Here is an 11597-nt window from a genome sequence, read left to right on the forward strand (position 1 = left end):
CATAATTAATCCTTGTCATATGATAGATCAGGTGTTTTTTTCAAAAAATCAGAATGTCCACTTAAATCATCTGAAAGACTGGTGGCAATAATTTCATGGCAATATTCTGACGTTAATTTTCTGGAACCAAATTCATGCAATGTAATAGATTTATGAAACCTAACCACAGCTGTAATTTTACCTAATCCAACTAAATTCCACAAATGGCCTTCAATATCCATACCGCCATACCAAGCTACCATAGGACGTAACGCATACCCTAAAGGGAATCCATTAAGTTTGGTATAAGCAATAGAAATTGGTTGAATAGTAATTTCACGACTTTGGTAATCCCCTCTTCCACCAACACGTTGCTCTGCAACACTAAAAAGTGCGCTGCGGAAAGGTAATACTTTATTGCCGTCATTACTCGTTCCTTCAGGAAATAATACAATATTATCTCCTGCATCTAGGCGCTTTAAAATATCGTTACGATGGCCTTTTGTATCTTCTCTTTTACGGTTAATAAAAACAGTACGTTGTAATTTGGCAAGAAGCCCAAAAAGAAACCAACCTTTAACTTCGGCTTTTGATACAAAAGAAACAGGGACAAAAGTCGATAAAATCATAATATCTAAATAAGATGTATGGTTAGAAACAAATAAGGTTGGTCTTTCTTGTGAAGGTATTCCTACTTTTTCAATTTTAATGCCCAAAATATGGCAACATAATCGATGGTACGCTACAGGAAAGGTTTCTAATTTATTGCTTCCAATCAGCAAAAAAAACATTTGAATAGGAATACATAAAAAAGTTATAACACCATAACTTAAAAGTCTACAAAATGAACGCAGAGGAGAACTTAAAGAAAGGTCAGATAAAAAATACTTTTTTTTCTTTAAATTTTTTTTTTGGATTTTAACCACGCTACTATTATTCATTATTAATCTTCGCGGCTATTATTATAATGTTTAATATAGCGTTGTGTGACCAAATCTGTTTTCACAATAATACACACATCAATTGTATTAAATTGCCAATCAATAACTGCCCCATCCCCAACGAACCCTCCCAAACGCAAATATCCTTTAATTAAAGGGGGCAGTTTAAAAAGAGCTTCGCGTACATTGATCTGATCTTTTTCTATTATATTCATAGAAACATATCGTTCTATCAAAGCTTTAGGACAAAGATCAGAAGGAGCTAAATGATAATGATAAAGGTAAGAAAGAGATAAAGCCCATTCTTTATAATCTGTTCCTGGAAAACTTGCACATCCAAACATCAATTTAATATCATAAAAACGTACATAATCAGCAATTCCGCGCCACAAAAGTTGCATAATGGATTTTGAACGGTAATTTATATCCACACAGGAACGCCCCAATTCCATAATATCACCAGACATGGTAAGGATAGGACCTAAATTATATTCATCAATTGAATAAAAGCGTCCACATTTTGCAGCATCTTCCCGCCGCATTAAACGATACGTAGCGATAATTCCACTAGCTTCATTTTGTCTTTTTTTATGATCAATAACAACCAAATGATCACAAAAATTATCAAATTGATCAAAATCACGTCCCGTTTTTTTCATATCTTCTGTAGGTTGGGCTGCCATTTCTTGATAAAATATTTTATAACGTAAAGCTTGAGCAGCTTCAATTTCGCGTGCATCTTTTGCAAGGCGGAGCTCTATATCTCCTAATCTTATTGCAACAGGTTGGGGATGTTGATGTCGATGGGCTGGTATCATTTATAGCTCTATTATATATTATAAAGTTATTATTTTTTATTATAGTTAACTGGTAAAGCATAAAGTTCTAATCGGTGGTCAACCAATTCATATCCCATTTTTCTTGCTATTTTTTCTTTTAATTTTTCTAAATCTTCATCATAAAATTCCATAACTCCACCTGTCGAAAGATCAATTAAATGATCATGGTGTTGCGCAGACCTTTTTTCATATCGAGATCGTCCATCTCGAAAATCATGCTTTTCCAAAATATTATATTCTTCAAATAATTTTAAAGTACGATAAATAGTTGCCATACTTATTCTTTTATCAATTTGGCTAACCCGGTGAAATAATGTTCCAACATCCGGATGATCTTCAGATTCAGAAAGAACATGAGCGATAATTTTACGAGGTTTGGTCATGGTCAAAGATTTTTCTAAAGCCAAATGTTCAATTTGTGACATGGCTTTATTATTCTTTGTTTCATTCCTTATATGTATTTTTTTTTGGGTCATCTTTAATGTTATTATCAACGATATCTTGAAGACTCTTCAAGAGTAATTTTTTCCAAAAATAGAACAAAATGGTTTATAGTAAAATCAAATAATTAAAATATACTATTTATGTTCTTTTGTATTCTAAAGATTTGGGGTTTAAGTGGAAGATTTTATGGCTGTATCTCCTGGCAATTCTCCTGTATCAAAAGGAAAAGATATTCTATGTTCACGAAATTTATCCCATAAGGCAAGCATAACCTCACCCCGAACGTTGGTTACACCATTATGGGGATCATTAATCCAAAATTGCAAATTAAGGTTAACATATTTTTCACCAAACCCTATAACATAACATTGAGGTTTGGGTTGACGCAAAGCTCTAGAACAACTTGCTGCACAGGCGATTGCTTGTTCAATGACCTGATGAAGATCTGATTTACCTGCAACAGGAAAAGGTACTTCTACCCTTAAAAGCTTATCTGTATAAGACCAATTGATCACAGGTCTTGTAACCAAATCTTCGTTGGGAATTAGAATTTCTTTACCACGTCTTGTCCGAATAGCAACATAACGCGCCCCTAAAGAGCTAATTAAACCAAAACTATCCCCAACCTCAATAATATCGCCAGGTTTAATTGATTTATCGAGCAATAAAATAAATCCACTAACAAGATTTGAAACAAGTTTTTGTAACCCCAAACCTATACCCACACCAACCGCACCTGAAAACACGGCCAATGTTGTTAGATCTAATCCCACATAACTTAATGTAAAAACAAAGGCAAAGATAACTAAAACAACTTTAACTAATTTACCAATTAAGACTTGAACTGTAGGTGCGAGAGTTGTTAATTTTTGAATACGTTTTTGAAGTATTTCTGAAATCACTGTTGCAAACCAAAGTAAGCAACCTAAAGATATAATACCTTTAACAAAAGAAAGTATGGAGATTTTAAGATTACCCAAATTAAAGGTAAGTTTTTCTAAAATCTGCATTGTAGGATCAAGCCAACCAATGACATTCAAAGCAACGATAATGAAAACAATCATCGCCAAAAGCTTTGAAATCAAAGGGTTTTTTACCAAGCTAAAAATGGCTCGGATTAAAATCCAATATATGATTAACAACGCCATCACATCAATAATCTGGGATGGCCAATTAATTAATTTATAAATTAAGGTCGCAATACCAAGTTCCAACACCCATAAAATAGCCCAAGAAAATAAATTAATAGTTTCAAAAAGTTTACGGATACTGCCGACTAAATTTTGATTTTGACTTTGGGCTACAATAAATCTACGAAAATAGCTGTTGCCTAAAATAGCTAAGAAAAAAGATGCAATAATTACAGTAATTTGAGCAATGTTATCCCATAAAAAAAACTTGGCATAAAGCCATTCTGTATATTTAAAAAACCATAATTGTAAAGAAGTCCAATCAATAATCATGGGCATTTGTTTATAGTTTCCTTAAAATTTGTATCTTTACCAAAGCATGCCTTAAAATGTATAGTAACAAAATTAACAAAAAACACTACTAGCAAATCATTTCATCCAAAATAAATAATAGGTATAATTTTGTTTGCTTGAAGAATAATCCTTATTTAGAATCTTATTAATAATCATGTCGACATTTTCATCCCCACCTACAAAATTTTCACTTTCTTCTTTTGGTACTGTTAATTGGATTGGTTTTAAAACGCTTTACCTTAAAGAAGTAAGACGATTTATCAATGTTTGGACCCAAACTTTATTAGCACCAGTTATTTCAACATTGCTTTTTCTTGCAATTTTTATTCTCGCCCTTGGTCATAATGAACAAATTGACCAAGTTACATATATTGAATTTTTGGCTCCAGGATTAATCATGATGGCGATGATGCAAAATGCTTTTGTTAATACATCTTCATCTATTTTGTTAGCAAAAATCCAAGGGAATATAGTGGATTTATTAATGCCCCCTTTGCGTCCTATTGAACTTACTTTAGCTTTAGCGCTGGGTGGGCTTACCCGGGGCATTATGGTTGGATTTTTTGTGGGATGCAGTATCGCCTTTGTCAGTCCTTTATCCTTTGCCCATATTTTTTATGTTGTCTTTTACAGTATTATGGCATGTCTTATGTTATCTTTATTGGGTATCATTAGTGGTATTCTTTCTTATAAATTTGACCATTTATCTGCCATTACTAATTTTGTGATTACCCCTTTGTCCTTTCTTTCTGGCACATTTTATTCAACCTCTAAACTTCCAGAATTTTGGCAAAAACTTGCCCATTTTGACCCTTTCTTTTATATGATTGATGGGTTTCGATTTGGTTTTATTGGTCATGCAGATAGTTCTCTTCATATTGGAATTATCATGATAGCATTGGGGAATTTAATTCTTATTATTTGTGTGCATCGACTATTTGTAAAAGGTTATCGGTTAAAAAATTAATATTATGGTCCTTGAATCTAGACAATCTGAACAATCTTCATTTCCATCTTTAATGCCTGTTTATAATCGGGCTAAACTTTCCTTTGACTATGGAAAAGGTGCCTATTTATATAATAAAAATGGGGCATATTTGGATTTTTGTAGCGGTATTGCTGTAACAGCATTTGGTCATAGCCATCCTTATTTGGTGCAAGCATTAACAGATCAAGCACAAAAATTGTGGCATTGTTCAAATCTTTTTGAAATCCCCCTTCAACAAAAATTAGCTGATAAATTAATAAACTTTTCTTTTGCCGATTCTGTTTTTTTTACCAATTCTGGGGTTGAAGCTATCGAATGTGGATTTAAATTAATTAGAAAGTATTTTGATGATCAAGGCGCACCCCACCGTTATCGCATTATCAGTTGTATCAATTCGTTCCATGGCAGAACCCTAGCTGCAATATCCGCCGGTGGGCAAGATAAATATAAACAAGGATATGCCCCTTATGTTGATGGATTTGATCATGTACCGTTTGGTGATAGTGATGCTTTAGCACAAGCAATTACCCCTGAAACAGCCGCCATTTTAATTGAACCAATCCAGGGTGAAGGTGGGATGGCAGCTGCAAGCGAATCTTATTTAAAAACGTTACGTGAAATAGCTAACCAACATAATCTTCTTTTATTTTTTGATGAAATTCAATGTGGTGTAGGGAGAACTGGTCGTTTTTTTGCTTTTGAATGGGCCAATATTAAACCAGATTTAGTTGCCATCGCCAAAGGTATCGGTAGTGGGTTTCCCTTGGGCGCATGTCTTGCCACCCAAAAAATTGCAACCGCTTTTCAACCAGGAAATCATGGCACCACCTTTGGGGGCAATCCCCTAGCTATGGCTGTTGGGAATGCCGTTATGGATTTAATTACTGCCAATGGTTTTTTAGAAAATATACAAGAAAAAAGTAAAATTTTATTTATAAAACTTGATCGCTTAAAAAACAAATATCCTCATATTATTATGGATATAAAAGGTAAAGGATTAATGCTGGGATTAAAACTTCATGTTTCCAATACAGATTTTGTGAATACATTAAGGGATAACCATCTTTTAACTGTAACAGCTGGGGATAATGTTGTCAGACTTTTACCACCCTTGATTATTAATGATACCGAAATTGATGAAGCTATAGCTATTATCGATGCAACATGCCAGCAATGGCATTAATATACCGTGTCGATGTTTATCCCTAATCTTTCTTTTGGCCAACATTTTATTGATCTTGATCAGATCAAACGCGAAGAGCTGCGTAAAATGATCGAACTTGCCAAGTATTTTAAAAAACATCGACATGAAGCATCATGTTATAATTTACTAAATCATAAAAATTTGGTGATGATTTTTGAAAAACCATCAACCCGAACAAGAGTATCTTTTGAAATTGCTATCCAAGAATTGGGGGGGCGTGCCATTGTTTTAGAGCGAGAAAGTTCCCAATTAGGACGTGGAGAAACCGTTGCCGATACAGCACGTGTACTTTCACGTTATGCAGATCTTATTATGCTTCGAACCACGGAAGAAAGAAAATTATTAGAACTTGCCCGGTATTCAACTCTTCCCGTCATTAACGGATTAACCGATCGCACCCATCCTTGTCAATTAATGGCAGATATTATGACTTTTGAAGAACACCGGGGGCCCATAAAAAATAAAGTTGTTGCTTGGGGTGGGGACGGTAATAACATGGCAACATCATGGATTATGGCCGCTGTTCAATTTGAATTTCATTTAAAAATAGCGTGCCCACCAAAATTGATGCCACCCAAAGACGTTATGACATGGGCAGAAAAAAACGACAGAAAAATTACTTTAACCACTGATTTAAAATCAGCCATAGAAAATGCAGATTGTGTGGTAACAGATACCTGGCTTTCAATGGGAGATGAGGAAACCCAAAAACAAAAAGAACGTTATAATTTATTAAAGCCCTATCAAATTAATGCTGATATTATGGCTTTGGCAAAAAAGGATGCGATCTTTATGCATTGCTTACCTGCCCACCGAGAAGAAGAAGTTACCACAGATGTTATTGATGGGCCCCAATCTGTTATTTGGGATGAAGCTGAAAATAGATTACATACCCAAAAGGCAATTTTAGCATGGTGTTTAAATCAATATCCCAAGGATTTTGATATAGATTAAAATGGTTGAAATTGAAGAAAATAAAATTTTATCTTTAGATGATTTTTCTCAAACTTTTCATATAGATAAGAAAAATATACGTGGGCGATTCATTAAATTTGGACCTTTATTAAACACTATTTTAACAAAGCATGACTATCCTTTACCTGTATCCCACTTATTGTCAGAGGTCCTTATTCTATGTGCAGGTTTAGCAGCGACCCTTAAATATCAAGGTATTTTTAGTTTGGAAGTTAAAGGACAAGGTCCCATAAATTTTGCCATGGCTGATGTCACCAGTGAGGGTATGGTGAGAGCTTATGCAAAATTTGATAAAGATAAAATTAACCCTGCTCTTTCACCTTTTGATCATTTAGGGCAAGGATATCTTACCTTTACGGTTGATCAAGGGGAATATAGCGAAAGATATCAGGGTATTATTGAGCTTTCAGGTAAAAAATTATTGGATTGTATTTTGGATTATTTTACCCAATCTGAACAAATTCAAACCTATGCTTGCCTTAAAATTCAAAACAAAAAAGATGATTGGATGGGTAGGCTTTTGCTTATCCAGACTATGCCCGGGTTTGACAACACAGATCATAATGATCTTGATGATTATTGGAATTATGCTAAATCTGTTCTTGATACCATCACGGAAAAAGAAATCTTCCATGAAGATTTAAATTTGAATAAGTTTTTGGGCCAATTATTTTATCCAGAAAAATTTCATCTTTATCCACCTTCTTATCTAAAGGCTGGATGCCGTTGTTCAGAAGCACGTATTCAAACAATATTAAAAAATTTCTCGACCCAACAATTAGAAGAATTTAAAATAGATCAATCTATTTTTGTAAATTGTGAGTTTTGTAACACACGCTATTATTTTGATGCAAAAACCTTAAACCCTTTATCATAATCTGTTTGGAATTAGGAATTAATAAGATGAAAATAAAATATTATGCTATAATTTTATGTTGTTTAACCTTATCGGCATGTCATACCCCACCTGAAAGACAAAATTTTTCTGAAATTAGTTTTAAACACCTTCCCCCTTTTACATTTAATGTAGCTGAAATAGAAATTGCCGATGGTTATAAACCCTTGCAAAATTATCCCTATGTCGATCATCTTTTTCGTAATATTCCCAAACAATCTATGATTCAATGGGCTAAAGACAGATTAAAGGCAGGGGGTAATATGGGATTTTTACGATATACCATTTTGGAAGCCAGCATTAAACAAGTCCCATTGAAGATGCAGGGTGGTATTAAAGGATTATTAACAACCGAGCAATCTGATCGTTACGATATTATTCTGAAAATCCAAATTGATGTTGAAAATAATAATGGCCTTCAAAAAGGTCAAATTACAGCCGAAGCAACACGCAGCCAAACAGTCCCAGAAAATGCCACATTAAATCAGCGAGAGAAAATTTGGTATCAATTGACCGAACAAGCCCTGCAGGAATTAAATACCCAAACCGAAAATAATATTAGACAATATTTACAGAAATTTTTAATGCAATAATTAAAGGCCGGATTATCCGGCCTTTAATTTAATTAATTATTTTAAAGATAAGATGCTACCAAAGTTGATTGATCTTTTTTATCTGAACCATTAATTGAACCAACATCACCAGATCCCATACCAAATCCTGCCATGCTATCTTTTAATCCCACTATTAGATCGGTTACATCCACAGTTAAAGGCGTTGGCACGAAAACAAAACCTGTATCGGTTATTTTAAATCTTCCTTCTTTAAATTCAGCAAATTCAACATCTTTAACCTCATCAAAACTGCCAGGAATCTTACAAATGATTTTGTAATAATCTCCTTCTTTTTCTAGTGAATAATCCTTAACACTGTTATAAAAGGAAGCACCATCAACCCCTATATAAGAGATTATATCATCTTCCGTACCACCAAAAAATTTATGGGTTGCCATTGATCCCTTATCATTTAAAACAAACAGCACATCTTTACCATCATCACCATTTATAATACTTACGTCTGTTGATGATGTCTTATTAATTTCAACAAAAATATCATCACCATTACCACCATGGACGATATCATTACCTTCATCATTGTAAATTATATCGTTGCCATCCCCACCAAAAATTGTGTCATTGCCTGTATCACCATATATCTGGTCGTTCCCTACGCCTCCCTGAATTATATCGTTACCAGTATATCCTCGTATGATATCCTTACCATCCCCACCTTCGATTGTATCATTTCCATCATCCCCATATAAAAGATCATCGCCACTTTCCCCATAAAGTGTATCATCATCACCGTGACCTTGGATTAAATCATTGCCATCCCCACCATGAAGCATATCATCACCCCTATCCCCTAATACAAAATCATCTCCAACCCCACCTTCGATTGTATCATTTCCTAAACCACCTGATGTCCAATCATTGCCATGATCCCCATAGATAAGATCATCCCCATCATCTCCATACAATTGATCATTTTGTTCTTGGCCAAATAACGTATCATCATCTGCACCACCATATAAAAAATCATTGGCTGTTCCACCGTAAAGTTTATCTTGGCCCTTACCCCCTTCTAATTTGTCATTATTGTCTTCGCCATATAATTGATCATCACCATCTTCTCCATAAAGTTGATCATATCCTGTTTCCCCAAAAATTTGATCATTGCCCGTACCACCATACATTACATCATAGCCAACGTCACCACGCATTACATCGTTACCATCACCGCCACCTATTCTATCATCACCTTCATTCCCGTAAAGTGTATCATCTCCTGAATCACCATAGACCTCATCATTACCCAAACCACCTATTAAAATATCTTTACCACTATAACCATAAAGATAATCATTCCCACTATCCCCATAAAGAAAATCATCACCCCCAATACCGCCCAGCAATAGATCATCACCCCCATAGCCAAACATATTATTTTTTGTACCATCTATACCCTTGGCAAAATCGTTAAGATCTGTTCCATGATAAGTATAAGGTAAAAGAAAATTGGGATTAAATGTTACTTTATCAGATAAAATCATCTGATCTTTGAAAGATTGCTGATTAATAAATGATAAAGTTGATTGTAAAGTGGAACGGAAAGATTTTTTAGATGTGGTTTTTACCTCTAACATTTTGCATTTCCTTTTTTTGATAAATAAATTTAAAGCCAGCTTAATTTAATCAAGCTGGCTTTTAGAATTAAAGATATGAGGCAACCAAATTAGTTGGATCTTTTTTGTCTTTATCATTGGTTGAACTAATATCACCAAGCTCTGCTGCAAAACCTGATATGCTTTCTTTTAACCCTGCTGCTAGATCAGAAAAATGGTCAGGTCTATCTTCTACAAGAGGGGCAAATGTTTTCACAAAACCAGTATCTGTGATACGATATGTTCCTTCTTTAAATTTAGCATATTCAACATCCTTCATCAAATCAAATCGGCCTGATTTATCGGTAATGACATAATAATCACCTGCCTTAACCACACTATAATCACTTACACTAACAAATAGTTCTTCTTTATAATAAGTAATTGTATCATTACCCGTACCACCATATATTTTGTTATTGCCCAAACCACCGCTAATTACATCATCCCCATTCCCCCCATCAATAACATCGCTTCCAAAATCACCGTTAATTATATCATCACCATCATTCCCATATAATTCATCATTACCTTTCCCACCATATAATTTATCATTATCTTCACCCCCATACATTTTATCATCACCATCATCCCCATAAATTATATCATCTCCATCTCCACCATCTATTTCATCATTAAATCCCTCATCAGTGCTAACACCAAATAGTGGTATGGTTTCTTCCTCAAAACCACTTTCATCACCTCTTATGTAATCATTACCAGAACCACCTTCAATTTTATCATTTCCTGTACCACCTAATATATAATCATTATCTTCATTCCCATATAATTCATCATTACCTTTCCCACCATATAATGTATCATTATCTTCACCCCCATACATTTTATCATCACCATCATCCCCATAAATAAAATCGTTCCCATTTTCTCCATATAAAATATCATTCCCATCGGTCTCTATACTTAATAAAGTATAATTTTTATTTCCATAGATCATATCATCTCCATTCCCACCTTTTATCAGATCATCGCCTACGCCACCATCTATTCCATCTCTATCATCTCCACCATCTAATGTATCATTACCATCACCGCCAAATATAAAATCATATCCATCTCCTCCTTTTACTAAATCATCGCCATCAGCCCCATATAATTCATCATTCCCAATTCCACCTTCTATATTATCATCCCCTCCCATCCCAGACATGCCATCATCTCCATCTTTTCCAAGTAACGTATCTGCACCTTCTCCACTTATTATTTGATCATTGCCCGTACCACCATCTAGCAAGCTATCTTCAAAACCATCACTTTGAATAGAATCATCGCCTGCACCACCATACAATGCATTTTTACCTCGTAGATCAGAAATTTCATCATCTCCATCACCACCATCAATCATATCATCTCCATCACCACCTGAAAGAGTATCATCACCCCTTTCCCCGTAAAGTTTATCATTCCCCACATCACCAAAGATTTTATCATTATCCTCCCCACCCTTTATGGTATCATTATCATCACCACCATATATATTATCCTGGCCAATTCCGCCTTCAATTATATCATTACCCTTACCACCTTCTAATCTATCATCACCTGCGTCCCCATAGATAAAATCATCGCCATCATCACCATATAAATTATCTTGGCCATCTTG

11 protein-coding genes are annotated in these 11597 nt (G+C 34.5%); 5 read left to right on the forward strand and 6 right to left on the reverse strand.

The window, feature by feature from the left end:
• Positions 1–5: 5 nt before the first annotated feature.
• The 4 genes from K1X44_04795 to K1X44_04810 all read right to left on the reverse strand — a co-directional run bounded on the left by K1X44_04795 (position 6) and on the right by K1X44_04810 (position 3672).
• The gene (locus K1X44_04795; GenBank protein ID MBX7146608.1) at positions 6–920 is read right to left on the reverse strand and encodes a 1-acyl-sn-glycerol-3-phosphate acyltransferase; all 915 of its coding nucleotides are present in this window, start codon (positions 918–920) and stop codon (positions 6–8) included.
• 2 nt (positions 921–922) lie between these two features.
• Complete coding sequence (locus K1X44_04800) at positions 923–1738, reverse strand: GNAT family N-acetyltransferase (GenBank protein ID MBX7146609.1); 816 nt, start codon at positions 1736–1738, stop codon at positions 923–925.
• A 29-nt stretch (positions 1739–1767) separates the two neighbouring features.
• Positions 1768–2184, reverse strand: a complete 417-nt coding sequence (locus tag K1X44_04805; protein ID MBX7146610.1) for a transcriptional repressor — start codon at positions 2182–2184, stop codon at positions 1768–1770.
• A 189-nt stretch (positions 2185–2373) separates the two neighbouring features.
• Entirely contained in the window at positions 2374–3672 is a 1299-nt protein-coding gene (locus K1X44_04810) for a mechanosensitive ion channel (protein ID MBX7146611.1), read from the reverse strand.
• A 169-nt stretch (positions 3673–3841) separates the two neighbouring features.
• Between K1X44_04810 and K1X44_04815 the strand changes: the two genes are divergently transcribed.
• From K1X44_04815 to K1X44_04835, 5 genes are read left to right on the forward strand one after another with little or no spacing between them, the layout of a single operon-like run.
• Positions 3842–4654 carry an ABC transporter permease gene (locus K1X44_04815; protein ID MBX7146612.1) on the forward strand — a complete coding sequence of 271 codons (813 nt, stop codon included), beginning with the start codon at positions 3842–3844 and terminating at the stop codon, positions 4652–4654.
• 52 nt (positions 4655–4706) lie between these two features.
• On the forward strand, positions 4707–5858 hold the full coding sequence (locus tag K1X44_04820) for an aspartate aminotransferase family protein (GenBank protein ID MBX7146613.1): 1152 nt from the start codon (positions 4707–4709) through the stop codon (positions 5856–5858).
• Between the two features lie 12 nt (positions 5859–5870).
• Positions 5871–6833 (forward strand): ornithine carbamoyltransferase, encoded by a 963-nt coding sequence (argF, locus tag K1X44_04825; protein ID MBX7146614.1) that lies wholly within the window; start codon positions 5871–5873, stop codon positions 6831–6833.
• Between the two features lies 1 nt (position 6834).
• A complete protein-coding gene (locus K1X44_04830; GenBank protein ID MBX7146615.1) occupies positions 6835–7731 on the forward strand; it encodes an Hsp33 family molecular chaperone HslO in 897 nt (298 codons plus the stop codon).
• 26 nt (positions 7732–7757) lie between these two features.
• A complete protein-coding gene (locus K1X44_04835; GenBank protein MBX7146616.1) occupies positions 7758–8342 on the forward strand; it encodes a hypothetical protein in 585 nt (194 codons plus the stop codon).
• Positions 8343–8383: 41 nt separating this feature from the next.
• Here K1X44_04835 and K1X44_04840 read toward each other — a convergent pair whose 3' ends face one another.
• Entirely contained in the window at positions 8384–9955 is a 1572-nt protein-coding gene (locus K1X44_04840; protein ID MBX7146617.1) for a calcium-binding protein, read from the reverse strand.
• Between the two features lie 67 nt (positions 9956–10022).
• A partial coding sequence (locus K1X44_04845) for a hypothetical protein (protein MBX7146618.1) occupies positions 10023–11597 on the reverse strand: 1575 nt, incomplete at its 5' end.

The organism is Alphaproteobacteria bacterium (assembly GCA_019695395.1).
Classification (GTDB): Bacteria; Pseudomonadota; Alphaproteobacteria; order JAEUKQ01; family JAIBAD01; genus JAIBAD01.

Excerpts from the sequence above, each read along its gene's own strand:
- K1X44_04820 (MBX7146613.1), top strand. The coding sequence starts at position 4,707 with ATGCCTGTTTATAATCGGGCTAAACTTTCCTTTGACTATGGAAAAGGT.
- K1X44_04795 (MBX7146608.1), bottom strand. The coding sequence starts at position 920 with ATGAATAATAGTAGCGTGGTTAAAATCCAAAAAAAAAATTTAAAGAAA.
- argF (MBX7146614.1), top strand. The coding sequence starts at position 5,871 with ATGTTTATCCCTAATCTTTCTTTTGGCCAACATTTTATTGATCTTGAT.
- K1X44_04815 (MBX7146612.1), top strand. The coding sequence starts at position 3,842 with ATGTCGACATTTTCATCCCCACCTACAAAATTTTCACTTTCTTCTTTT.
- K1X44_04835 (MBX7146616.1), top strand. The coding sequence starts at position 7,758 with ATGAAAATAAAATATTATGCTATAATTTTATGTTGTTTAACCTTATCG.
- K1X44_04830 (MBX7146615.1), top strand. The coding sequence starts at position 6,835 with ATGGTTGAAATTGAAGAAAATAAAATTTTATCTTTAGATGATTTTTCT.
- K1X44_04800 (MBX7146609.1), bottom strand. The coding sequence starts at position 1,738 with ATGATACCAGCCCATCGACATCAACATCCCCAACCTGTTGCAATAAGA.
- K1X44_04810 (MBX7146611.1), bottom strand. The coding sequence starts at position 3,672 with ATGCCCATGATTATTGATTGGACTTCTTTACAATTATGGTTTTTTAAA.
- K1X44_04840 (MBX7146617.1), bottom strand. The coding sequence starts at position 9,955 with ATGTTAGAGGTAAAAACCACATCTAAAAAATCTTTCCGTTCCACTTTA.
- K1X44_04805 (MBX7146610.1), bottom strand. The coding sequence starts at position 2,184 with ATGTCACAAATTGAACATTTGGCTTTAGAAAAATCTTTGACCATGACC.